Annotated in this window: 22 protein-coding genes and 1 tRNA gene; 5 read left to right on the top strand and 18 right to left on the bottom strand. The window is 44.9% G+C overall.

Annotated elements, in window-relative coordinates:
• Positions 1 to 70: 70 nt before the first annotated feature.
• The 11 genes from rpoB to ACXAGV_RS05410 form a co-directional block, all read right to left on the bottom strand.
• Positions 71 to 4,099 (bottom strand): DNA-directed RNA polymerase subunit beta, encoded by a 4,029-nt coding sequence (gene rpoB, locus ACXAGV_RS05460; protein WP_474872384.1) that lies wholly within the window; start codon positions 4,097 to 4,099, stop codon positions 71 to 73.
• Positions 4,100 to 4,424: 325 nt separating this feature from the next.
• Complete coding sequence (gene rplL / locus ACXAGV_RS05455; RefSeq protein ID WP_015068303.1) at positions 4,425 to 4,802, bottom strand: 50S ribosomal protein L7/L12; 378 nt, start codon at positions 4,800 to 4,802, stop codon at positions 4,425 to 4,427.
• Positions 4,803 to 4,859: 57 nt separating this feature from the next.
• Entirely contained in the window at positions 4,860 to 5,378 is a 519-nt protein-coding gene (rplJ, locus tag ACXAGV_RS05450; RefSeq protein WP_014951041.1) for a 50S ribosomal protein L10, read from the bottom strand.
• Positions 5,379 to 5,684: 306 nt separating this feature from the next.
• Complete coding sequence (gene rplA, locus ACXAGV_RS05445; protein WP_020744434.1) at positions 5,685 to 6,380, bottom strand: 50S ribosomal protein L1; 696 nt, start codon at positions 6,378 to 6,380, stop codon at positions 5,685 to 5,687.
• Positions 6,381 to 6,384: 4 nt separating this feature from the next.
• Positions 6,385 to 6,813 carry a 50S ribosomal protein L11 gene (gene rplK / locus ACXAGV_RS05440; RefSeq protein WP_014951043.1) on the bottom strand — a complete coding sequence of 143 codons (429 nt, stop codon included), beginning with the start codon at positions 6,811 to 6,813 and terminating at the stop codon, positions 6,385 to 6,387.
• 250 nt (positions 6,814 to 7,063) lie between these two features.
• On the bottom strand, positions 7,064 to 7,615 hold the full coding sequence (gene nusG, locus ACXAGV_RS05435) for a transcription termination/antitermination protein NusG (RefSeq protein ID WP_015068310.1): 552 nt from the start codon (positions 7,613 to 7,615) through the stop codon (positions 7,064 to 7,066).
• Positions 7,616 to 7,619: 4 nt separating this feature from the next.
• A complete protein-coding gene (gene secE, locus ACXAGV_RS05430) occupies positions 7,620 to 7,997 on the bottom strand; it encodes a preprotein translocase subunit SecE (protein ID WP_020744440.1) in 378 nt (125 codons plus the stop codon).
• A gap of 80 nt (positions 7,998 to 8,077) precedes the next feature.
• Positions 8,078 to 8,154: transfer RNA gene (locus ACXAGV_RS05425), tRNA-Trp, on the bottom strand.
• A 166-nt stretch (positions 8,155 to 8,320) separates the two neighbouring features.
• Positions 8,321 to 10,162, bottom strand: a complete 1,842-nt coding sequence (locus ACXAGV_RS05420) for an ABC transporter ATP-binding protein (protein ID WP_474872383.1) — start codon at positions 10,160 to 10,162, stop codon at positions 8,321 to 8,323.
• A 120-nt stretch (positions 10,163 to 10,282) separates the two neighbouring features.
• Positions 10,283 to 10,480: a hypothetical protein gene (locus ACXAGV_RS05415; protein ID WP_474872382.1), complete on the bottom strand. Its 198-nt coding sequence runs from the start codon at positions 10,478 to 10,480 to the stop codon at positions 10,283 to 10,285.
• 24 nt (positions 10,481 to 10,504) lie between these two features.
• Positions 10,505 to 11,131 carry an RraA family protein gene (locus tag ACXAGV_RS05410; protein WP_474872381.1) on the bottom strand — a complete coding sequence of 209 codons (627 nt, stop codon included), beginning with the start codon at positions 11,129 to 11,131 and terminating at the stop codon, positions 10,505 to 10,507.
• Between the two features lie 259 nt (positions 11,132 to 11,390).
• Here ACXAGV_RS05410 and ACXAGV_RS05405 point away from each other — a divergent pair, with 259 nt between their 5' ends.
• Complete coding sequence (locus ACXAGV_RS05405; RefSeq protein ID WP_474872380.1) at positions 11,391 to 13,457, top strand: M13 family metallopeptidase; 2,067 nt, start codon at positions 11,391 to 11,393, stop codon at positions 13,455 to 13,457.
• 120 nt (positions 13,458 to 13,577) lie between these two features.
• Positions 13,578 to 14,249: a lysoplasmalogenase gene (locus ACXAGV_RS05400; RefSeq protein ID WP_474872379.1), complete on the top strand. Its 672-nt coding sequence runs from the start codon at positions 13,578 to 13,580 to the stop codon at positions 14,247 to 14,249.
• A gap of 2 nt (positions 14,250 to 14,251) precedes the next feature.
• Here the strand turns inward: ACXAGV_RS05400 and ACXAGV_RS05395 are convergent, their stop codons facing one another.
• The 5 genes from ACXAGV_RS05395 to ACXAGV_RS05375 form a co-directional block, all read right to left on the bottom strand.
• Positions 14,252 to 14,656, bottom strand: coding sequence for an ACT domain-containing protein (locus tag ACXAGV_RS05395; protein ID WP_474829482.1), 405 nt, complete (start codon positions 14,654 to 14,656; stop codon positions 14,252 to 14,254).
• Between the two features lie 54 nt (positions 14,657 to 14,710).
• Complete coding sequence (gene dbpA, locus ACXAGV_RS05390; RefSeq protein WP_474872378.1) at positions 14,711 to 16,090, bottom strand: ATP-dependent RNA helicase DbpA; 1,380 nt, start codon at positions 16,088 to 16,090, stop codon at positions 14,711 to 14,713.
• The gene (locus ACXAGV_RS05385; RefSeq protein ID WP_474872377.1) at positions 16,090 to 17,400 is read right to left on the bottom strand and encodes a substrate-binding periplasmic protein; all 1,311 of its coding nucleotides are present in this window, start codon (positions 17,398 to 17,400) and stop codon (positions 16,090 to 16,092) included. The genes dbpA and ACXAGV_RS05385 overlap by 1 nt, the downstream gene beginning before the upstream one ends.
• The gene (pyrC, locus tag ACXAGV_RS05380; protein WP_474872376.1) at positions 17,370 to 18,416 is read right to left on the bottom strand and encodes a dihydroorotase; all 1,047 of its coding nucleotides are present in this window, start codon (positions 18,414 to 18,416) and stop codon (positions 17,370 to 17,372) included. Before pyrC ends, ACXAGV_RS05385 begins: the two co-directional genes overlap by 31 nt.
• Positions 18,417 to 18,513: 97 nt before the next feature.
• Positions 18,514 to 19,056, bottom strand: a complete 543-nt coding sequence (locus tag ACXAGV_RS05375) for a lipocalin family protein (protein ID WP_474872375.1) — start codon at positions 19,054 to 19,056, stop codon at positions 18,514 to 18,516.
• A 273-nt stretch (positions 19,057 to 19,329) separates the two neighbouring features.
• Here ACXAGV_RS05375 and ACXAGV_RS05370 point away from each other — a divergent pair, with 273 nt between their 5' ends.
• Together ACXAGV_RS05370 and gloA2 are read left to right on the top strand one after the other, a co-directional pair.
• The gene (locus tag ACXAGV_RS05370; protein WP_474872374.1) at positions 19,330 to 20,280 is read left to right on the top strand and encodes an aldo/keto reductase; all 951 of its coding nucleotides are present in this window, start codon (positions 19,330 to 19,332) and stop codon (positions 20,278 to 20,280) included.
• 19 nt (positions 20,281 to 20,299) lie between these two features.
• Complete coding sequence (gene gloA2, locus ACXAGV_RS05365; protein WP_474872373.1) at positions 20,300 to 20,683, top strand: SMU1112c/YaeR family gloxylase I-like metalloprotein; 384 nt, start codon at positions 20,300 to 20,302, stop codon at positions 20,681 to 20,683.
• 69 nt (positions 20,684 to 20,752) lie between these two features.
• On the opposite strand, the gene ACXAGV_RS05360 is transcribed toward gloA2, so the two are convergent.
• Together ACXAGV_RS05360 and ACXAGV_RS05355 are read right to left on the bottom strand one after the other, a co-directional pair.
• Positions 20,753 to 21,568 carry a mechanosensitive ion channel family protein gene (locus ACXAGV_RS05360; protein WP_474829469.1) on the bottom strand — a complete coding sequence of 272 codons (816 nt, stop codon included), beginning with the start codon at positions 21,566 to 21,568 and terminating at the stop codon, positions 20,753 to 20,755.
• Between the two features lie 139 nt (positions 21,569 to 21,707).
• Entirely contained in the window at positions 21,708 to 22,925 is a 1,218-nt protein-coding gene (locus tag ACXAGV_RS05355) for an MFS transporter (RefSeq protein WP_474872372.1), read from the bottom strand.
• 281 nt (positions 22,926 to 23,206) lie between these two features.
• Between ACXAGV_RS05355 and ACXAGV_RS05350 the strand changes: the two genes are divergently transcribed.
• Complete coding sequence (locus ACXAGV_RS05350) at positions 23,207 to 25,156, top strand: alpha-amylase family glycosyl hydrolase (protein ID WP_474872371.1); 1,950 nt, start codon at positions 23,207 to 23,209, stop codon at positions 25,154 to 25,156.
• The last annotated feature ends 147 nt before the right edge of the window (positions 25,157 to 25,303 follow it).

Genomic DNA, 25,303 nt, shown 5'->3' with positions numbered 1-25,303 from the left:
AGCGGAGTCAGTCTCTAGAACCCGGCGCAAGCGCCGGGCCATCTCATAACATTACGCGGCGATTGCCGTATTACTTTTCTTCAAGCTCGATGTTGATACCCAACGAGCGAATTTCTTTAAGTAGTACGTTGAATGATTCTGGCATGCCAGGTTCCATTCTGTGGTCGCCATCGACGATGTTCTTGTACATCTTGGTACGGCCGTTAACGTCATCTGACTTAACAGTAAGCATTTCCTGAAGGGTATATGCTGCACCGTATGCTTCAAGTGCCCACACTTCCATCTCACCGAAGCGCTGACCACCAAACTGTGCTTTACCACCAAGAGGCTGCTGTGTAACAAGGCTGTAAGAACCAGTAGAACGCGCGTGCATCTTGTCGTCTACTAAGTGGTTCAGTTTCAGCATGTACATGTAACCAACCGTAACTGGACGCTCAAACTCGCGACCGGTACGACCGTCGAACAATGAAATCTGACCGCTTTCTGGAATATCAGCAAGCTTCAGCATTTCTTTGATTTCAGATTCACGAGCACCATCGAACACAGGCGTTGCAATTGGAACACCCTTACGAAGGTTTTCCGCTAAGCGACGTACTTCGTGGTCTGTGAAGTTATCGATGTCAACTTCTTGGTGATTTTCACCAAGCTCGTACACCTTCTTCAAGAACTCACGCAGTTCAGCCAGCTCACGCTGCTCTTTAATCATGCGATCAATCTTCACACCAAGACCGTGTGCAGCCATACCCAAGTGAGTTTCTAGGATCTGACCGATGTTCATACGAGACGGTACACCTAGTGGGTTAAGAACGATATCTACCGGCGTACCGTTAGCATCGTATGGCATGTCTTCTACAGGCTGGATAGTCGAGATAACACCTTTGTTACCGTGACGTCCGGCCATCTTGTCACCCGGTTGGATGTGACGCTTAACCGCAAGGTAAACCTTAACAATCTTAAGTACGCCAGGCGCTAGGTCATCGCCTTGTGTGATCTTACGACGCTTAGTTTCAAACTTCTTATCGAAGTCTAATTTGATTTCAGCATGTTGATCAGCGATTTGGTCAAGCTCTAGCTGTGCATCTTCACTGTTAAGTGCGATTTCAAACCACTTTTCACGCGGCAGGCTGTCAAGCTTAGCTTGGTCAACACCAGCACGTAGAAGTGCAGTTTGTGCACGGGCAAAGATACCATCTGCAAGAATTTCGAATTCGTCAGTAAGGTCTTTCTTAACCTGACGTAGCTGCATATCTTCAATTTCTAGCGCGCGCTTGTCTTTCTCTACACCATCACGGGTAAATACTTGAACGTCGATTACGGTACCGTGAACAGAGTTAGGTACACGTAGAGACGTATCTTTAACGTCAGACGCTTTTTCACCGAAGATTGCACGTAGTAGTTTCTCTTCTGGCGTAAGCTGAGTTTCACCTTTAGGCGTTACTTTACCTACTAGGATGTCACCGCCTTTCACTTCCGCACCAATGTAAACAACACCTGATTCATCAAGCTTGCTTAGTGCAGATTCACCCACGTTCGGGATATCAGAAGAAATCTCTTCTGGCCCAAGCTTAGTATCACGAGCGATACAGCTAAGCTCTTGAATGTGGATTGTAGTGAAACGGTCTTCCTGTGCTACACGCTCAGAAATAAGGATTGAATCCTCGAAGTTGTAACCATTCCACGGCATGAACGCAATACGCATGTTCTGACCAAGTGCAAGGTCACCTAGGTCTGTTGAAGGACCGTCAGCTAGCACGTCACCAGTAACAATCGGGTCACCAACGCTACAGGTAGGCTTCTGATTGATACAAGTGTTCTGGTTAGAACGCGTGTATTTAGTCAGGTTATAGATATCGATACCCGCTTCACCTGGAAGCATTTCATCTTCGTCTACTTTAATTACGATACGGCTGGCATCAACATAGTCAACCACACCACCGCGCTTAGCAACTACAGTAACACCTGAGTCAACCGCGATAGTTCTTTCCATACCGGTACCAACTAGCGGCTTATCAGCGCGCAATGTAGGTACTGCCTGACGTTGCATGTTCGCACCCATAAGTGCACGGTTTGCATCATCGTGCTCTAGGAATGGAATAATGCTCGCAGCAATTGAAACGATTTGCTGTGGTGAAACGTCCATGTATTTGATGTCTTCAGTTGGCATCAAAGTAGTTTCACCACGGTGACGACATGGAATTAGGTCGTCTACCAACTCGCCATTTTCAGTCAGCGCAATGTTAGCCTGAGCGATTGCGAATTGACCTTCTTCAATTGCAGATAAGTAATCGATTTCGTCTGTTACCACACCGTCAACAATGCGACGGAAAGGTGTTTCAAGGAAACCGAAGTCATTGGTGCGCGCAAAGCTCGCCAATGAGTTGATAAGACCGATGTTCGGGCCTTCCGGCGTTTCGATTGGACATAGACGACCATAGTGAGTCGGGTGTACGTCTCGAACCTCGAAGCCTGCACGTTCACGTGTAAGACCACCCGGGCCTAATGCAGAAATACGACGCTTGTGCGTTACTTCTGATAGCGGGTTGTTTTGGTCCATGAACTGAGAAAGCTGAGATGAACCGAAGAACTCTTTAACCGCAGCCGAGATAGGCTTAGCATTAATTAGGTCCTGTGGCATTACGTTGTCTAGGTCGCCTAAGCTTAGACGCTCTTTAACTGCACGTTCTACACGTACAAGACCAACGCGGAATTGGTTCTCTGCCATTTCACCAACAGAACGGATACGACGGTTACCTAGGTGATCGATATCATCTACTTCGTCTTTACCGTCACGAATCATTATTAGCTGCTTCATTACAGAAATAATGTCTTCTTTATCTAGCGTGCCTGAACCAATAAGTTCTTCACGACCTAGACGGCGGTTGAACTTCATGCGGCCAACAGAAGATAGATCGTAACGTTCGTCAGAGAAGAACAAGTTATCGAACAAGGTTTCTGCTGCGTCTTTTGTTGGTGGCTCACCAGGGCGCATCATACGGTAAATTTCAACTAGTGCTTCTAAGCGGTTAGTTGAAGAGTCGATACGTAGCGTATCTGAAATGTATGAACCGTGGTCAAGTTCGTTGATGTAAAGCGTTTCGAACTCTTTGATACCCGCTTGGCTTAGCGCCGCTAGGTTCTCAAGGGTAAGTTCTTCGTTCGCGCTTACAATAACTTCGCCAGTATCTTCGTTTACGTAAGTAGCAGCGTATACGCGGCCAATTAGGTAATCAGCTGGAACTTCTAGCTCAGTAAGACCTGCTTTCTCTAGTGCACGAGTATGACGTGCTGAGATACGACGACCAGTTTCAACAACAACGTTGCCTTCACCATCGATAATATCAAAAGCGGCAGTTTCACCACGAAGGCGATCTGGAACCACTTCCATCATCAACTTGTCTTTATTGATACGTATGCCAACTTTGTCGAAGAAAGTATCAAGGATTTCTTCAGACGTCATTTCAAGTGCGCGCAAAATAATGGTTGCAGGCAATTTACGACGACGGTCAATACGTACGAATAGGTTATCTTTCGGGTCAAACTCGAAGTCTAACCACGAGCCACGGTAAGGAATTACACGTGCGTTATAAAGCACTTTACCTGACGAGTGGGTTTTACCTTTGTCGTGATCAAAGAATACACCAGGTGAACGGTGTAGTTGTGACACGATAACACGCTCAGTACCATTGATAACGAACGTACCGTTCTCAGTCATCAACGGGATCTCGCCCATGTACACTTCTTGTTCTTTAATATCTTTTACTGTACCTGGGGCAGCGTCTTTATCGAACAACACTAACCGTAGTTTTACTCTTAACGGAGCAGAGAAAGTTACGCCACGAATTTGACATTCTTTAACGTCGAAAACTGGCTCTCCCAGGCGGTAGCTTACATATTGAAGCTCTGAACTACCTGAGTAGCTTTTAATTGGAAAAACGGAACGAAATGCTGCTTCCAAACCGTATTGAGCTTCCGGATCGGTCTCAATAAACTTTTTGAAAGAATCAAGCTGAATTGAAAGAAGGTATGGAATTTCCAGTACCTGTGGGCGTTTGCCAAAATCCTTACGGATACGTTTCTTTTCGCTATAAGAGTAAACCATGGGTTCCTCAGCCTGCTGATTTATGACCCAACCTGCTGCAAAATGCTTTAAAACGCGTGCTATGGGCTAAAAGCTGCGTTTCAAATGGCGCACTAAGCAACAAACTTCCACAACCCTTTTTCGGGCAGATACACCAGCATACAACAAAATTTAACCAATTATTAGTTAACTTGTTGGATTTTTATGCTTTTTATGGGTATTTCCGAATGGCGCTTTAAGTAGTGTAACCAAGGGTTAGTTTCTACACACTATACAGCGCAAAAAGGCTGGTGGTTCAAAAAACCACCAGCCTTGCCGTCTCAGGCAATAATCTGACTAGGTCAGATTACTTGATTTCTACTTCTGCACCAGCTTCTTCAAGCTCTTTCTTAAGTGCTTCAGCTTCATCTTTGCTTACGCCTTCTTTGATAGCTTTAGGAGCAGACTCAACTACTTCTTTAGCTTCTTTAAGACCTAGGCCAGTCGCGCCGCGAACTGCTTTGATAACTGCAACTTTGTTGCCACCGAATGAAGTCATTACAACGTCGAATTCAGTCTTTTCTTCTGCAGCAGCAGCGTCGCCGCCAGCAGCTGGACCAGCAACAGCAACAGCAGCTGCAGCAGATACGTTGAATTTCTCTTCAGCCGCTTCAATTAGTTCTACCAGTTCCATTACCGGCATTTCAGCGATTGCGTTTAAGATATCTTCTTTAGTTAGAGCCATGTTCTCTAAACTCCTGGGTATAAAATGTTAAAAAAATCAATATGCCAAAAACGCCAATTACTTGGTGTCTTTGACCGCCGCCAATACACGCACAAACTTGCCAGGAACTTCGTTGATTGTTTGAACGAATTTCCCAACTGGTGCTTTGAAGGTTGCAAGTAGTTTCGCAAGCGCTTCGTCGCGGGTAGGTAGTGCTGCAACTGCGTCCAATTTCTCTGGACCAAGAAGACCGCTACCAATAGATAGTGCTGTAACTTTAAGCTTATCGTTAGTCTTACCGAAGTCTTTGAAAAGACGTGCCGCACCGCCTGGTGCGTCGATAGAGAAACCATAGATAAGCGGGCCAGTTAAGGCGCTGTCTAAGTCTGCAAATTGACTGTCTGCTAGAGCACGCTTTGCAAGAGTGTTACGTACAACCTTTAGGTATACGCCTTGCTCACGAGCTTTAACACGTAGGTCAGTCAGTTCTGCAACTTCCATCCCACGGTATTCAGCAACGGCTACGGATAGAGCGCGAGACGCAACTTCAGAAACTTCTGCTACGATCTCTTTTTTTGCTGCTAAACCTAGTGCCACTGAGTTCACCTCTTTGTATCTGACTTTGTGTGTAGTTACCTACTCCCGCCGTCAGGGTTCACAGATTGATACCAACCCTCATGGTTGATACCGCTCTACGGTGTTTGTTACCCCAGAGAGTCTGAGTCAAACCACCGTCTGCGCAGGTTGTTGTATTAAGCAGTGTGTTGACTGTGAAAGTTCTCTTACCTCTTTCACCACACCGCACCTGCGGTCTTGGACGGGAGCTGCTTATTAGCACTGCTAATTGCCACAGCTCCAACCCATAACCTTTAAGAGATTTCGATGAGCGTTAGCTCAGCGAAATTAAAGACCTACAGAAGCCTTATCAAGAGCAACACCAGCACCCATTGTAGTGCTTAGGCTGATCTTCTTGATGTATGTACCTTTAGCAGAAGAAGGCTTAGCTTTCTTCAGTGCTTCAAGTAGTGCTTCAAGGTTTTCTTGAATTTGGTTCGCTTCGAACGCAATCTTACCGATGCTAGCGTGGATGATACCGTTCTTATCGTTACGGTAGCGTACCTGACCAGCTTTAGCGTTCTTAACTGCAGTTGCAACGTCAGGCGTTACAGTGCCAGTTTTAGGGTTAGGCATAAGGCCACGTGGACCTAAGATTTGACCTAGTTGACCAACAACACGCATCGCGTCTGGGCTAGCAACTACTACGTCAAAGTTCATTTCGCCTTTCTTAACTTGCTCAGCTAAGTCGTCCATACCAACGATGTCTGCACCAGCTTCTTTCGCTGCTTCAGCATTTGCACCTTGAGTGAATACTGCAACGCGAACGTCTTTACCAGTACCGTTAGGTAGTACAGTTGCACCACGAACGTTTTGGTCAGATTTCTTCGCATCGATACCAAGGTTTACAGATACGTCAACGCTTTCTGCGAACTTAGCAGTTGCTAGTTCTTTTAGAAGCGCTACTGCTTCGTTGATTTCGTACTCTTTAGTAGAGTCAACTTTGTCGCGTACTAGGCGAGCGCGTTTAGTTAATTTAGCCATTCGATTAGTCCTCTACGTTCAAGCCCATTGAGCGAGCAGAACCCGCGATAGTGCGTACCGCTGCATCTAAATCAGCTGCAGTAAGGTCTGGCTCTTTAGTTTTAGCAATCTCTTCCAACTGAGCGCGAGTAACTTTACCCACTTTTTCAGTGTTAGGACGGCCAGAACCACTCTTGATGCCCGCTGCTTTCTTAAGCAGGTAAGACGCAGGAGGAGTCTTAGTTTCGAATGTGAAAGAGCGATCTTCGTATACAGTGATTTCTACTGGAACTGGAGCGCCTTTCTCAAGACTTTCAGTTTTCGCGTTGAAAGCCTTACAGAATTCCATGATGTTTACACCGTGCTGACCTAGTGCAGGACCAACCGGTGGACTTGGGTTAGCAGCGCCAGCTGCAACCTGAAGCTTGATAATACCGCTTACTTTTTTAGCCATTTTACATGCTCTCTTGTTTGGGTCTAACGCCTCGCAAATACAGAGATTATTTGCTCAATCGGCTTCCCGTTTCCGTTTAAAAGGGCGCGCATTATATAAGGTGATTAATTACTATGCAAGGGCTAATTAGAATAAAAAACCATCGAAAGGTCAGTATTTTTACGCCCACGCCGTTTAACCTGTTATCACCTACAAAAAAGCCCCGTCAAACGGGGCTTTTTAAAAATACTATACAGTAGCTTGAATAGACTTAACCTTTTTCTACCTGACCAAATTCTAGGTCTACTGGTGTAGAACGACCGAAGATAAGTACCGATACTTTTACGCGGCTCTTTTCGTAGTCTACTTCTTCTACCACACCGTTGAAGTCTGCAAATGGGCCGTCGGTAACGCGAACCACTTCGCCTGGCTCGAACAATGTTTTTGGTCTTGGCTTATCAACGTTTTCTTCAAGGCGATTTAGGATAGCATCCGCTTCTTTTTGCGTAATTGGCATAGGACGGTCTGATGTACCGCCGATGAAGCCCAATACGCGAGGAACACTTTTCACTAAGTGCCATGACTCTTCTGTCATTGCCATTTCTACCAATACATAACCCGGGTAGAACTTACGCTCTGATTTGCGCTTTTGACCTGCACGCATTTCAACGACTTCTTCTGTTGGTACTAGTACCTGACCGAAGTAGTCTTCCATGTTGTGCATTTTAATATATTCAAGCAGCGTCTTCTTAACGCGAGCTTCGTATTGCGAATAGGCTTGAACTACGTACCATCTTTTCTTTACTGCTTCTTCTTCAGACATACGTTTATGCTCCTATTCCAGTAATAAAGCCAACTACACGAACGATGATGCCGTCTAGTCCCCATAAAATTAGTGCCATAACTAACGTCGCTGCAAGTACGATAAGCGTAGTTTGGTTCGCCTCTTGACGGGTTGGCCATACTACTTTGCGAACTTCTGTGCGAGACTCTTTAGCAAAGCTCAAGAAGGTACTACCTTTTTCGGTAGTTGCTGCGATGAAACCAGCTATACCAACTACTACTACAATCGCGATGGCACGGTATAGTACCGAGATCTCACCGTACATTGTGTTAGCGGTTACTAAACCGGCAAGCAGTGCAAAAACCACTACCCATTTAAACATGTCCAATGCATTGGACTGATTTTCCGTCTTTTCGCTCATGTTACGATCCTAGCACTACAGCGTCGTTGTTTTACGCACTTATTCAATGCGCAATTTAAAATTCTTCGTTTAAGTAAATTTGGCAGGGGTGGAGGGACTCGAACCCCCAACCATCGGTTTTGGAGACCGCTGTTCTACCAATTCGAACTACACCCCTGTGGTGTCTATGTCGCAAAATTTACTTACACTGCCCTTGGGAGTTGTGCGTCTTTTCTTAGGAAAGTGCGGTATCGCAAGGGAGGGACGCGTATTATACTTAACCACTTTCAAGATACAAGCGGTTTATCGCTCCCAGATGCTCTTCCGATTATTTCTTTCTAAGATTATTCTACCCCAATGAAACCACCGGTTTGATGCGCCCACAGCTTCGCATATATACCATTATGAGCAATGAGTTCGGCATGTGTGCCCTGCTCTACAATATTGCCTTTATCGAGCACCAACAACCGGTCCATTTGCGCTATCGTCGACAAGCGATGTGCAATAGCGAGCACGGTTTTGCCTTCCATCACTTTATCCAAGCAGGCTTGAATTGCCGCTTCAACTTCTGAATCTAGCGCTGAAGTGGCTTCATCCAGCACTAATACAGGTGCATCTTTCAGCAATACGCGAGCTATGGCAATGCGCTGGCGCTGACCACCTGAAAGCTTAACGCCTCGCTCACCTACATGTGCGTCGTATCCTGTTCTACCGTGACTATCGGTAAGTGTAAGGATAAAATCATGCGCTTCGGCTTGCTTAGCCGCCCTAACCATATCCTCTTCTGTCGCATCCGTACGCCCGTATAAAATGTTGTCGCGTACCGAGCGGTGCATCAGTGAAGTATCCTGCGTTACCATACTGATTTTGGCTCGTAGGGTTTCCTGCCCCACTTGGGTAATATCCTGCCCATCAATGATAATTCGGCCACTTTGGGTATCGTAAAAGCGCATTAATAAGTTAACTAATGTTGATTTACCTGCGCCAGAACGCCCCACTAAGCCCACTTTTTCTCCGGGCTTGATGTTCAATTCGAGGTTTTTAAAAACATCTATCGGTTTATCATCGGCACCGGCATAAGAAAAGTGCACGTTGTCGAAGTTAATTCCGCCACCATTTACTTTAAGGGCGTTAGCCTTAGGCTTGTCTTTAACCGCAATCGGCTGTGCTAAGGTATTCATACCATCCTGCACTGTGCCCAAGTTTTCGAACAAGCCTGATACTTCCCACATTACCCAATGAGACATACCGTTTAGTCGTAAACACAGACTAATAGCGATGGCGATATCGCCGGGGCTTGCGATGTTTTCCATCCACAAATAAATAGATAGCGCGCCAATAGTGAAAATAAGAATGGCGTTAGCCATTTCCACACAAAACTCCAATACGGTGACCAAACGCATTTGCGGGTAAACCGTTTTAAGAAAACCATCCATGCTTTCTTTTGCGTAATCAGCTTCACGGCGACTATGCGAAAACAGCTTCACTGTGGTGATATTGGTATAGCTGTCAACAATACGCCCCGTCATCAATGAACGCGCGTCCGCTTGTTTTTGTGATACTTCTTTTAGTTTAGGCACCAGCACTTTTAAGATGCCAATGTACACAAAGAACCACACGATAAGCGGCATGGCTAAGCGCCAGTCAGTACTGAAGATAAGCACAACCATGGAGATAAAGTAAACGCTGATGTACACCAGCAAATCGAGCACTTTAGTTACCGTTTCTCGCACCGATAATGCGGTTTGCATTACCTTGGTGGCAACACGCCCGGCAAATTCATCGTGGAAAAAGGTTAAACTTTGCCCAAGTAAGTAGCGGTGTGCCTGCCATCTAATGCGCATGGGGTAATTACCCATCAAGGACTGGCGAGAAAACAGCGAGCGCAACAAAATAAACAAAGGAATGAAAACAAGAACCGTTAAACCCATGCCAATAAGCGTGAATTTTTGGTCCTCTAAAAAGGTTTCTCGGCTTTGCTCTGAGAACCAGTCAACCAACTGGCCTAGAAATCCAAACAGCGCTACTTCTAACATGGCCACAATCGCACTAAGCACCGAAACTGTAAGGATGACGCCCCACATGCCTTTGGTGTAGTACTTACAAAATGCAATGATACCTGTTGGTGGTTGAGTAGGCGGTGTATCGGGGAAAGGCTGGGTCAGCTTTTCAAAAAATGAAAACATGTAGAACTCGTTAATTATTCGGTGACAGAGCACGTTTACGTATGCCCAAAATGCTTAGGTCACAATTCTACACGATAACTGAAAGTGTGTTGAACTTTGCGTCATGTTTTACCGCAAAGTTCACTTAAAGTTGATTAATACTTTGTAAAAATAGGGGCTGATTTCCTTCTCTCTTACCGTGTTAGAAAGCTCATGACCACGCCCTTTGATAGAACACTTGGTCATGGCTGCTAAACGATGAGAAGCTGTTAGATGGTGTGACTGAACAACCAGCCCCAATTGGATAATGTCGTGAACCGCTGGCAGTGACATAGACAAACACGGTTCGTTTAACTGGTAAGACTACTCGTTTGTATATCCGAGTTCTGTCAGAATACTCTCCACTTTTTTGGCGTGCTCGGCCTGCCATTGCGCTAACGTCATAGCCCCGTCTTTCTCGGCCCGCTTTTTAGCAGTATCAAAAGCCGTTAATGCATCCGCTTTTGGAATAACAGCAATGCCCTCCTCGTCCGCCACGATAATGTCACCTGCATGAACAGTTACGCCTGCACATTTTATAGGCTGATTTAACGGCGACACGCATTTCTTGGCACCCGGCTTAGGTACCACACCGCGAGCAAACACGGGAAACTTGTTTTCGCGTGTTTCTGCAATATCACGAATCACACCGTCAATAACAAAACCTTTGATCCCGCGAGCCTGAGCAATTGCACACACATTACCACCAGCGACAGCGAACTTGTCATCGGCCTCTACGACAATAATGTCACCAGGGCTTGCGCGATAAATTGCCGCATGGAGCATAAGATGGTCTCCTGGTGCACATTTTACGGTGAAAGCTGGGCCAGCTATACGCGGGATACCATCCCATAAAGGTTTTATGGCGTAATCCATAAACTGGTCTCTTGGAAGCGCATCTGCGTATTCGCAAGGCGAGACGCTGTCAAAAAGGATATTGTCTAATTCCATTGCCTTTCCTGTCTTTTTTCTGGTGAGAGAAATCACTATAACGAAATTGAGGCCCCAAGTTGTTACAAGCTGTGTATTTTCACTATAAACACTTTTTCTGTTAGCACTGCCATGCTAAAAACATGTGTGATTATAAAAGGCAAGTAGGTGATTCAGGTTCTTAACCTTTCAAATAAATGAAAGAGCTATTACCTCGAGCCAAAAACAAATTAACGGTAGATGTCACCACTACCGATAAAATAAAAAGGAAAAACTCGACATGTTACGTAGCGTTTTAAGCTTAAGCGTGGCGCTGGCCTTAACGGCTTGTAGCCCACAAAATTCGTCCACAGAACAACAGACACAAAGCGCGGCCACTGAAGAGACTCAACAGGAGCTTTCCTCAGGTGTCATAAAAGAAAATATGGACCTGTCTGTTGACCCAGGTGATGACTTTTTCCGCTATGTAAACGGCAAATGGTTTGATAATTTTGAAATACCAGCAGATAAATCGAGCTACGGTTCTTTCGTGATCCTTCGCGATGAAGCACAAGATCACGTAATGGACATTATAAAATCATCTGCCGAAGGTGACTTTAAAGCGGGAAGCGACGAACAAAAAGTGGGGGATTTCTACCGTGCCTATATGGACATGGAAACCCGCAACGAACTTGGCACGACGCCGCTAAAACCAGAGCTATCCAAGATTGATGCTATTGAAGACTATACCGATCTCGCCGAGTACTTCGCATACGCCGCTCGCTATGGCTACGGCACACCATTTAGCCTAACCCAATATCCAGATCTTAAATCGCCGAAAGAATATTTGATGTATACGTGGCAGTCGGGACTGGGGCTTCCTGAGCGCGAGTACTATTTCAAGGACGATGAGACGTCACAAACCATTCGTGATGCCTACGTTAAACATATCCAAACCATGTTTGAGCTAGCGGGCTTCGAGGCGCCTAAAGAAAGCGCAGATATGCTCTTCGCGCTTGAGACGAAGATTGCTCAACTGCACATGAAAAAAGAGCAAGCCCGTAACTTTGCTGCCAATTACAACAAGCTGAACATTGAAGAGCTCAAAGCCTTAATGCCTAAGTTCGACTGGGACGCTTACCTTTCTGAAGCTAACATTAGCGACATTCCTTCACTCGGCATTTTACAAAAAGACTACATGCAAAACATTGATGGCGTTATTGCTGAAACCTCACTTGAGGACTGGAAGACGTTTCTTAAATGGGGCTTGTTAAATGCGTCTGCCGGCCGTCTGAACGCCGAACTTGATGAAGCAAACTTTAACTTCTACAGCAAAGTGCTTCGCGGCGTAGAAGAGCAGCAGCCACAATGGCGTCGTGCAGTGAGTCTTTCAAATGCCCACGTTGGTGAACTTATCGGTAAGGTCTATGTAAAACAGCACTTCCCGCCTGAAGCGAAAGAGCGCATGATGGAAATGGTTAACAACCTGCTGTTGGCTTACAAAGAAAGTATTGAAAATCTTGATTGGATGACAGATGAAACTCGTGCGCAAGCGCTGGACAAATTGTCTAAGTTTACCGTGAAAATTGGTTACCCTGACCAGTGGAGAGATTACTCAGCTCTGACGGTTAATGCCAGTGACCTATTTGGAAATTTAAAGCGTTCTTCAGATGTGCTATACGAGGAAATGTTGAAGAAACAAGGCGGCCCAGTGTGGACCCATGAATGGGGCATGACACCACAAACCGTTAATGCCTACTACAACCCACCGCTAAACGAAATTGTATTCCCTGCGGCTATCCTGCAACCTCCGTTCTTTGATATGAACGCCGAAGACGCGGTTAACTACGGTGGTATTGGCGCGGTAATTGGTCACGAAATTGGCCATGGTTTTGATGATTCAGGGTCAACTTTCGACGGTGACGGCGTTCTGAGAAACTGGTGGACTGATGAAGATCGCGGCGAGTTTGAAGCACGCACTGCAAATTTAATTGAACAGTATAATCAGTTTGAGGTGCTGCCTGACTTGCACGTGAACGGTGAATATACCTTAGGTGAAAACATCGGCGACCTTGGCGGCATCAGCATCGCACTTAAAGCTTATCATCTGTCTCTTGATGGTGAGGAAGCGCCTGAACTAGATGGTTTCACTGGCGATCAGCGTGTATTCATTGGTTACGGCCAAGTGTGGGCCAGCAAATACCGTGAAGAAGCCTTGCGCAGCCAAGTACAAACCGATACTCATTCACCTACCAAGTTCCGCACTAACGGTGCTGTTCGCAACGTACCAGAATTCTACGAAGCGTTTAACGTGACTGAAGAAGATGCGTTGTATTTACCACCAGAAGAACGCGTGAAAATTTGGTAATTCGCATACACATGCAAGCGTAGACAATACGACAGTTAAAGCCCCATGTTTTGTTCGTCAAACTGGGGCTTTTTTGTGGTGTAACAAAAAATAGAATTAAGCTGTTTTAGATAACTAAATATGAATGTAAGAGCAACTATCGTTTTTATAATCTTTGCGCTGCTTTACTTAGCGACGCTGCCGTTTTCACCTTATGTCGCACAATTCCTACCTAAAGCGCTTCCTATCTGTGTACTGATGGTATTTGCGTTTATAAAGCTTAATAGTACGCCGCGATATGTCGTGTTGGCTGCACTACTTTTTAGCATGGCTGGAGATATTAGTCTGGCTATACCGTTTGAGGAAAGTTTTATAACTGGATTATCGTGCTTTTTCCTCGCGCATTTATCCTACGCCGTATGCTTTGCTTCACTGCATTGCCGTCAACAATGGATACACAACGACAATGTTATTTCGCACAAAACTAAGTGGCTAGTGAGTATTATTATCGTTAGTTTCGCCACGCTGATGGCCGCTTATATCCTGCCAGCATCGAAAAGCTTATTTTACCCTGTCGTCGCCTATATTAGCGTTATCACGCTAATGGGATTAGCCGCGGTATGCCTCGGACGAACCAAGCTAATTATAACTGGTGCTATGCTTTTTGTGGGCTCAGATGCCATTCTCGCCCAGTCGGTTTTTAAAACGCCGCTTCCACTATCAGCCTTTTGGGTTATGACGACGTATTATGCCGCGCAATATTGTTTAACGGTTGGCCTTGTTAACGCGTTCTTAAGAAAACAGACAAGGTAGGATTAGTTAGACAACGACGTTAAAACGTCTAGCGCCACATCGACTTTTTCGGCTGGCACAAAAATATGGTCATGGTAATAAGCGGCGACCACGTTGGCGCTTATTCCTGCTTTACCTAACGCAGTAGACATAGCGGCTGTCATGCCTACCGCTTCCAAACTGGAATGCACTTCACAGGTTATACAGCGGTAATACCCCTCAAATTGCAAGTTAGCTTTCTCGGCGGCGGCAACCGGAAGAATGAGCGTGGTGCCCTCGCGTTCCTGAAACATGCCCTTAGCCGCTTTAATCAACGTACTGGTTAATCTCTCAGCAGCCAAAGTAGTAAAAACGTAATTTTCGCTATTTGCCACAGGATTCAGATTTTTCAGTAAAACATTTAAGTCAGTTTCAGCAACCACACTCATCGTCCTTCGTATAACATCAAACTTATTTGTTAAAGCAAGCTTGAAGCGCGCCTATTAAAGTTTTCTGGCTCTAATACGTTTGCCTTTAATCTTACCTTCTCTAAATTGCGCCATGGCTTTTTTTACGCTTCGGGTTTTCACTGCAACAAAACTCATACTGTTTTGCACTTTTATTTTGCCCAAGTCATCGCCAGGAATGCCTGCATCTTTGGTAAGGGCACCCACCAGGTCACCAGGGCGAAGCTTTTCCTTTTTACCCGCACTTAACGAAATACAGGTGAATTCTGGCTGAGTAATTTTGTTTTTATGAAAACGTAGGCTTTGCGCGCCCTTAAGCGGAATATCACTTTCTTGTAACACTTCTATTTTTCGCAAAAAGTGTTCTTCGTCATCGCTCACTAGCGTCACTGCCATGCCCTTTGCGCCCGCGCGTGCCGTACGGCCAATGCGGTGAATATGGGTTTCCGGCTCTTCACTTACTGTGTAATTAATCACGCAGGCTACATCGTCAATGTCCAGCCCTCGCGCAGCTACATCGGTGGCTACAAGTACTTGTAGCGCATCGCTGGCAAACTGCATAAGCACCGATGTACGTTGATGCTGTTCCATGTCACCTTGAAGACCCTTTGCACTGAAACCATCTTCTATTAACTCTTCTACGACTTCATTTACCTGCGTTTTACGGTTGCAGAATACAATCGCATTTTTGGGCTGATATTCTGTTAGCACCGCTTTGAGCGCCTGCGTGCGTGTATGCGGAAGCACGTTATAACCCAACTGCGTGATGGCTGGTTTACTGTCTTGAGACTCAACTTTACAGGTTACCGGGTTGTGCAGGTACTGCTTGGCTACACGCTCAATTTGTTCTGTAAAGGTTGCAGAAAACAATAGGGTTTGCACTTGTTTCGGCGTTTGACCGAAAATAATGCGTAAATCATCTTCAAACCCCATGTCTAACATGCGGTCGGCTTCATCAAGCACGCGTAGTTTTACACTGCTTAAATCAATACGACGCTTTTCCACGTGATCCATTACGCGACCTGGCGTGCCCACGATAATGTGAGGGCTGTGCTTTAACGACTGTATTTGCGGCCCCATAGGCTGCCCACCGCATAAGGTGGTTACTTTGATATTACCGATATTTTTAGCCGCGGTACGACACTGCTGCGCGACTTGGTCGGCAAGCTCACGGGTTGGGCAAAGCATAATGGCTTGTGTAGTAAACTCGTTTACTTCAATGTGCTGTAGGGCGGGGATCACGAAGCACAGCGTTTTACCACTGCCGGTCTGGGCCTGACCAATAATATCTTTACCTTGCAGGGCTTCGGGTAGCGACTGCGCCTGTATTGGAGAAAGTTGGAAAATGCCTTGTGAGTCTAGCGCCTTGGTGATGGCAGGGTTTATATCTAAATGCTTAACGGTTTCAACTGTCATTAATTGGGTTTCCAAAGGTGCACTACACCATGTTTGGTATGATGAGCTATGCCGTATTCTTCAGACACCATGTCACTCCATGAAGAAAGCTGCTCATTAAACTTGTCACTCATTTTCACACCGGCCGCCGCTAACTTGAGCTTCTCTAAAGCCAAAACACAGGTGTCTTTTTTTGACAGTGCTAGGTAGGCCGTTGAAATGTCGTATTTACTTGAGAGGGTTATTGTCTCACATTTAAATTGTTTTGGGTTACATCCAAAGTCAATTGCTCCCTGAGAACCGAAAATAGTATCAATTTCGTTGTTAATCAGTGCGTCCACCAATGCCTGCCATGAGTCATAGGCTTTTACTTTGAAGCCATGCTCTATTGCGATTTGATAGCGATAGTCCTCCAACAAGGTACCTACCCTGTAGGTTTTCGGAACATCGGCAAAGAAAGGAAAATAGGGTTTATCGATACCGTACAGACCGTGAAGATTTCTTGAAACCGGCGTTACCCAGTGGAACACGTTTTCTCTTTCATCAGTTCGAATTACCGAAAATACCAACACGTTAGACTTGGTCATGGCTTCCTTTGCTATTCTAGTCCAAGGCGCAGATAAAATAGTCTGGTCAAGTGCCATCTCATCCAAAATATCGCTGACCAAATCAGCAGCGATACCTTCGATTTTTCCTCGCTTTCCGACTTCAGAAAACAAAGGCACTACGTCAGCAATAACCCAAAGGTTGTCGGTATTTGAATGCAGTTCGCCCACTAGGCTTAAAGTTCCGAAGGCAAGTATCGTATCTGGAAAAGATAGCTTCAATTCACTTAGCACCGTTTTAGCATGCAAGGTAAATGCTTCTGAGTGCTTGTATTGGCTCACTATTTCATTCAGGCGCTCTGCGGTTTCAGCAGTGCTTTTAGTTTTTGTAAGTGCAATGTAGCTCACTGCTATCATTGTTTCCTGACTGCCTGCATTCGGCGTACAACGAACATCACCGCCACATTTAAAGGCAAATAACGGTGTTATCCAGTAGTAATAATGTTCGTTATCTTCATTTCTTATCACGTTAAAAACAATTTGGGATTCGCTAGATGTTGCTTTATCAGCAGGCCTTAAATCAATACCACTCTTTGACAAAGCATTTTCAAACACTGTGAATGAATAAGATTGAATACTCTGTTGGTCAGAGGGAGTGATGGCGCTGGGTAAATCTTGGGCGTGGGAGAAAGAGAGGGTTTGTGCCCTTATAGAAAGGCTCCATAGGGCACATAAACAGACACTAATATATAATACTAAGCTTGAAATGCCTTTTCTAATTTCCACTGCAACGTTTGCCCCGCAAAAAATGGAACCATATCGGTGCCATCAGCTAGGGTTACTTGTTCTGGCACCGTCCACGACTCTTTCACTAGTGTCATTGTAGTCGTATTTCGCGGTAAGTCATAAAAATCCGCACCGTAATGGCTAGCAAAGCCTTCAAGCTTATCTATTGCGCCTAACTGTTCAAACACTTCTGCATAAAGCTCTATTGCAGACCATGCGCTGTAACAACCTGCACAGCCGCACGCATTCTCTTTTTTATGCTTAGCATGAGGTGCAGAATCAGTACCTAAAAAGAATTTCTTGTTGCCACTTGCCACCATGTCGCGCAACGCTTTTTGGTGTGTGTTGCGTTTTAGCACTGGCAAACAATAGTTGTGAGGGCGTACCCCACCAACCAGTAAATCATTTCGGTTAAGCAATAAATGCTGGGGCGTAATAGTGGCGCCTACAAACTCGCTAGCGCCCGCTACGAAGCTTGCTGCATCTGCTGTAGTAATGTGCTCGAACACCACTTTCAGCCTAGGAAATGCTTCAACAATGGGACCTAAATGTGTGTCTATGAACACTTTTTCACGGTCAAAAATATCAATGTGATGCTCGGTAACTTCACCATGAATTAGCAAAAGCAAACCTTGCTCTTGCATTGCTTGGAATACTGGGTATAAAGCCTGAATGCCTTTCACTGCGGCGTCTGAATTAGTCGTCGCACCTGCTGGGTAAAGCTTACATGCGGTTACCCCAGCTTGTTTTGCATCGACAATATCTTGGGGAGTTGTTTGGTTGGTAAGGAATAAAGTCATTAACGGCTCAAAGTTACTGCCTTCAGGTCGCGCAGCTTCAATTCGCCCTTTGTACGCCATCGCCATTTCAGCATTAACTACTGGTGGTACTAGGTTTGGCATGACAATAGCGCGTTGGAAACAACGCGCAGTTGCAGGCACGGTTTCAGCCAGCATTTCGTTGTCGCGAAAATGAAGATGCCAATCGTCTGGCGTAGTAATATTGAGCGTTTGCATGCCTTGTCTCTCTTAATACTTATTCAAACAGAGGGGAATTGCGCGCAATAATAGCACAATTCCCAATTTGCGCGCAGAACAACTCGCTTGATAGCAGCTATGATTTCACTTGGCCGTGCTCTACCCAAATAAGCTTGCTAACGTCGTACCCAGTCGCGGTCGCTTTTCCTAATAAACGCGTGCGAACTTCATCTGAAATTGAAGGTGTCCGCGCTAATATCCAAAGGTATTCTTTATCCGGGCCTGTTATCAGTGCATATTGATAACCTTCTTTGTCTAGTTCCATAATGACATAGCTCGCGTAGAATGGACCGAAAAAGGATACCTTTAGATGCCCTGTGGTTGCAGACTCTACAAAATATGCTTTCCCTTCGGCTTCATCCCACTTACCTTCTTCTTTTGAATAACCGCGATTGATAACTTTCACGCCACCATCATCGCGCATACTGTAAGTTGCCGTAACTTCGGTTAACCCTTCTTCGAAGCTATGGTCAAAGCGCGCGATTTCGTACCACTCCCCTAAATACCTAGGAAGCTCGAACCCTTTGACGGGCTCTACCTTTTCCGGCACTCCAGTACAGCCTGGTAACCCAATAAGTAGTGAACTTGCCATTGCCGCTAAAAACCATTTTTTCAACATAAACCCTCTTCTCTTGTGATGAGTTTGTAGTGATGAATATTCACTACGATATTAAACGCCTACACCAGCAGTTGTGATCTTTATTGCTAATTCACACCATAAATATCCCAAGCGTTAACTGTCGCTAGTTAAAAGACACTCGACTAATCAAGCTTTTATTATCAAACACGTCATACTAGAGTACTGTCCAGTTGATAATAAGAATAAGCGCCAGAGCTTCTATGAGTGCAAAGGTAATTTTGTTCACTCACACCTTTAAAGGGAGATAACTACATGAATGCACACTTTCCAAACGCAAGCCGCCTAATTTATGGATGCATGGGCCTAGGTGGAGGTTGGAATAACGACCCCGTATCTAAAGCCGATGTGACCCAAGCAAGAACAATCATTGACGCTGTACTAGACTTAGATATTAACGTTTTTGACCATGCTGATATTTACACATTCGGTAAAGCAGAAACCGCCTTTGGTGAAGCCCTTAAGCAAGCGCCAGAACTTAAAGACAAAATGATTATTCAATCTAAATGTGCAATACGTTTTGAAGATGATTTAGGACCAAAGCGCTATGATTTCTCGGCAAATCATATCCACACGTCTGTTGAAGGTATTCTCTCGCGTTTAGGTATTGAGCAACTTGACATATTACTGCTCCATCGCCCTGACCCGCTTATGGAGCTAGAAGAAGTGGCAGGCACCTTGTTACTTCTGCAGCAACAGGGGAAGATTAAACACGTAGGTGTGTCTAACATGCATGGCCACCAAATAAACTACCTTCAATCTGCGCTCTCTACTCCTATTGTAGCTAACCAACTTGAAATGAGTCTTGGTTTTAGGGACTGGCTGGAAGACGGCATCACCAGCAATAGTGCGGCTAATCGCAATATGGGTTATGCCCCTGGCACACTTGAATACTGCATGATGAATAATGTTCAACTTCAGGCGTGGGGAAGCTTAGCTCAAGGGAAGTATACGGGCGCTAAGACCGAGAACAGTGTTGACCTTGCTACGGCAGAATTGGTAGCAAAGCTTGCAAGCGAGTATCAAACAACACCTGAAGCGATTGTTTTAGCATGGCTGATGCGACATCCAGCTAATATCGCGCCTGTTCTAGGCAGCACTAATGTAGAGCGTATCAAATCTAGCCAAAAAGCGATGGACGTTCATCTTTCTCGCGAACACTGGTACAAGTTGTTTGAAGTCGCTCGCGGCCAAGAGATGCCATAGGCACTAGTAAGGAAATAGCATGCTAAAAGGCTTTCACCATGTTGCTATTATTTGTAGCGACTACCCACGTTCAAAAGCGTTTTACACGGACGTACTTGGGTTTTCCATCATTGACGAAAACTATCGAGAAGCCAGGAACTCATATAAATGCGATCTTGGCCTGCCTGACGGAAGTCAAATTGAGTTATTTTCGTTTCCAGGAGCGCCTCAAAGGCCTTCACGTCCAGAGGCCCAAGGACTTAGACACTTAGCGTTCAAAGTCGACAATTTAGATGAAGTGATTAATCACCTGACCAATAAAATGGTGGAATGCGAGCCAGTAAGAATTGACGAATACACCGGCAAGCGCTTTACGTTTTTTCAAGACCCTGACGGGTTACCGCTTGAACTTTACGAGCTATAAAAAAATGCCGAATAGCTGAGTGGCTGTTCGGCATTTATCTAACAATAGGTCTGCTAAAATAACCTTATCCTAGTCCAGCATTCTGACTTCTCGTTGCGGGAATGGAATATCAATGTTGTGCTGTTGAAGCGCGTTAAAAACTGCTTGATTAAGCGCATAGCGCACTTCGAAATGCCTTGTCGCAGGAGCCCAAACCCGAACCCCAAAATTAATACTGCTGTCACCAAAATTATCGACACCAATAGCAGGTGTTTTTTCTGCACTAACACCGTCAACAGATGCAACCGCATGCCGAATTACTTCAATGACGTTATCTACATTACTGGAGTAAGCAACGCCTATCTCGAGTTCTATAAGCATGTTTTCAGCAGAGTTATGCAAGATCTCCCCAACAATTAGCTTATTGGGGATTTGTATGTGCACGTTATCTTCATCGATAAGAATGGTATAAGGCAGCATAACCTGATCAACAACGCCGGCAACGCCACGAACCCGAATAGTATCTCCTACTACAAACGGACGGGTAATGATTATCGTAAAACCTGCGGCGTAATTTGCCAGCATGCCTTGAATAGCAAGACCAGCTCCTAAGCCCACTGCACCAAGAGCCGCTATTAACGGGGTAACGCTTATCCCCACGTTACCAAGCGCAATGATGATAACTATTCCAAGCAACACCAATTTACATATACCACCGGTAAACCGGCTTAACGTAACGTCAATTTTTTTGTTTACCATGAGGTTTTCAACCACATGGCCTATTTTATTTGCCACCCACCAGCCAAGTAAGAAAATGATAATGGCACCTACAATTTGGAAACTGTAGGTCACAGCAAATTCAACCAGCGTGTCGTATAGGGCTTGGGCTTGTTTTAATTCATCCATGGGACGTTATTAAGATTGATAAATGAGGGAATATTGGGAAGCTTAAACAACAACGCTATGAAAAACCAGTGCCGAACATAAGTCCGGCACGTTTAGGTTAGCTAACACCGCGAGCGACTAGCCTCGCGGTTATTTTCACTTAGTTAGCGTACTCACTCGCTTCAATTTCTGCTAAACGCTCTTTGGTGGGGTTCTTAACGAAGTTATATACTAAGCCGATAAACAGCAACGCGGCAAAACCAGTGGCGACCATGAAGCCGTATTTTGCATCACCGCCGTTAGCGTCACTTACAAGCCCCATGATAAACGGTCCAGCCGCTGCGCCAGCAGCAGTAAAGAACAATATAACTCCTGCCACACTACCGTGTTGATGTTTAGGGAAGCAGCTTATTCCCTTTGAATTGAACGTAGGGTAAATGACCGACATGAAAATACCTGTGAGTGGGAACAAATAAAGCGCGAGCTGCTTGCCGCCCCATAACCCCAAGCCGAAGCACAGTACTATAGCGCCTGTAAACAACATCAACACCAACGCCCAGTTAAAGCGAGACATCATCCAAATTCCCACGAAACGGCCTGCGGCACGCAAAATAAAAAATGCGGTTACCGAATAAATAGCCAGTGTTTGAGAGAAACCCTGACTGTAACAGTCGTAGGTCGCTTTAAGCGTAGTTGCGTCGCATACTAAGTAACTCGGCATCCACACGTAGATAGCACTCTCTGCCGCAACATATAAAAATGCGCCAATAGAAAAGCCTAACGCGTAAGGGTTTTTGACCAATTTTAAGCTTTGCGCAATGGACACTTTGTTTTCGCCAGAAGACGTGTCACGAGAATAGGCCGGGTACTTAACCAGTAGAGCCCCGACAATAAGAACGGTGCAAACCCCACCGGCAATAACATAAAGCCACTGCCATGCTACCCCTTGATGGATAAGGTAGGCTACAATCAAAGGGCCTATAATTGCGCCAACACCAAAGAAGGCTTCTGCACCGTTCATCGTTGCGGTATGTTGTTTTGTTGAAGTTGAAATGTCACCAATAAGGGCCAGTGCACCTGTCTTGAAAATACCAACGGCCACCCCTGACAAGCTCATCAAACTAACAATCAGCATAAAGTCATTTGCAATAAGGAAGCTGTAACAAGCTAACCCAAACAATGCTAACCCTATAATAATGGTTGGCTTACGACCTAACTTATCGGCTAGAAACCCCAAGAACAAACCAGATAGGGCGATACCCAGCATAGGGAGTGAGTGCATTAAGCTAGCTTGTGCATTAGTGACCGAAAACGCCACTTTTACTTCTTTGATTATCTCGCCGACAGAATCTGATGTCATTGCAAACATCATAAACATTAGGTACGTCAACCACCTGATAATTCTGCTACTAGAGTCATGATTAGGCATATTTTGTCTCGCAAACACACTGGCGAAAGGATTAGCTTAACCTTTCTTAAATTCATAAAAATACGTTTATTGTTACACGTACTCATTTTGTAAAAAATAACGATTTTATAACCTTGAAAAATAAGCTTAATCGTTTAAGATAAAAGTTAACAGAATTTAAAAAGCCTGTAAACCCGATAATTTGGATAGGCTAACTTAGCATACAAGCGTGTAACAACTTGGAGTTTTCTATGAGCTATGCTGCTGACAGTGGTGTATGTTTAGACAGAATCTTGGCATCTACCGATTTATCTGGCCTTACAAAGAGGGATGCGACGACATTCACTCGTCGACTGAAAGAGCATTTTCCTCGCCTTTTTGAAAATTATACTTATGTTTATGGGCATCAGTATGACTGCTATTTTCATTTACAAAAACTCGTCGAAATATTAAGAGATGGGTTGAAAAGTCGAAAGCCGGCGCTCAAAAAACTCGATAATGAAAGACTGAAAACGCCTCTATGGTATCGCGATGAGCAACAGGTAGGTATGGCTTGCTATGTGGACTTAATGGGGCCTACGCTAAATGACTTACACGATAAAATCCCTTACTTCAAAGCACTCGGTGTAACTTATGTACACCTCATGCCTTTATACGACGCACCTAAAGGGGACAGTGATGGTGGTTATGCCGTATCGGACTATCGCAAGGTAAATCCCTCTTTAGGTACTATGAAAGATTTGGAAAAGCTTGCGTCGGCCCTCCAAAAGGAAGGGATTAACCTTGTGCTCGACTTTGTTTTTAATCACACATCTGACGAACATGCGTGGGCGAAAGCTGCACTTAAAGGCGACAAGCAATTTCAAAACTATTATTACTTGTTTGATGACAAGACAATCCCCGACCAATATGAGGAAACGCTAAGAGAAATTTTTCCTCAAGTAAGAAGGGGCAGCTTTACCTACAATGAGCAGATTAAAAAGTGGGTGTGGACGACCTTCAACAGCTTTCAATGGGATCTAAACTACAGCAACCCTGAAGTATTCAACGCGATTACCTCTGAAATGCTATTTTTGGCTAATGTTGGTAGCGCCGCTCTGCGTTTAGATGCATTGGCATTCATATGGAAAGAACTTGGTACAAATTGTGAGAATCAAGAGAAGGCACACGTACTTATTCAAGCATTTAATTGTTGTTTGCAAATTGTTGCGCCAGCGGTGGTGTTTAAATCAGAGGCTATCGTTCATCCGGATGAAGTACTTAAGTATATCGATAAAGACGAATGTCAGCTGTCCTATAACCCCTTGTTAATGGCGCTACTCTGGAACTCATTGGCAACACGCAAAACCCGTCTGCTCACACAATCGATGAAAAAGAGCTTTGCTATTTCAGACGAATGTACATGGGTGAACTACGTGCGCTGTCACGATGACATAGGTTGGACTTTTGACGATGCCGTCGCTAATGAATTAGGTATAAACCCGTTTGATCATCGCTATTTCTTGAATCAGTTCTACACCGGTCGTTTTGAAGGAAGTTTCGCAAACGGCGTGCCGTTTGCAGAAAACCCGAGTAACGGGGATTGTCGTGTATGTGGTTCATTAGCATCTTTGTGTGGGCTAGAGGGCGCATTACAGGCTAATGACACGAAAGGCATTGAAGAAGCAGTGAAGCGGATGCTGCTATTATATGGGATAACGTTCAGCATCGGTGGCATCCCATTGCTGTATTCAAGCGATGAAATTGGAAAGCTAAACGACTACAGCTACCGTCAAGACGAAAGTAAAAAACATGACGACAGATGGGTTAATCGCATCGCAGTCAATGAAGAAGATACCGCATTGGCTCTAGGCCAGACAGCACCTTCTGGTAAAGCGGAAGACGCTAGCCTTCGCGTATTTAAAGGCTTGCAAAAAATGATCGAAACGAGAAAACAGTATTCGGTTTTTGGCCAAGCTCAAACACATATTTTAGATTCTGACAATCAACATTGTTTTGTTTTTATGCGCGAGAATGATGAAGGTGAAAAACTCCTTGTTGTCTGTAATTTTAGTGAACATAAGCAACAGCTTCAGCGTTCCCTATTGGCGACAGTCAACTGCACATCGACCACAGACTTGCTGTCAGGTGAAACGGTGATCATGGAAGCTGCACCTTTATCCCTCGCCCCCTATCAGCAGCTATGGCTGTTAGCCAATTAATTACTTTCGTATATAACACTCTGCTTGTTGCGAAGCTCGCGACAAGCAGAGCGTTGTCAATAAAATGAATTAGCTTTGTCGCCAAAGACTTACTAAATAACCTCTATTTACACAGGCAGTAAAGGAATTACCGACTATACTTTAGTC

Source organism: Alteromonas sp. ABH4_453 (assembly GCF_056160665.1).
This window is presented reverse-complemented; position numbering and strand designations above follow the sequence as displayed.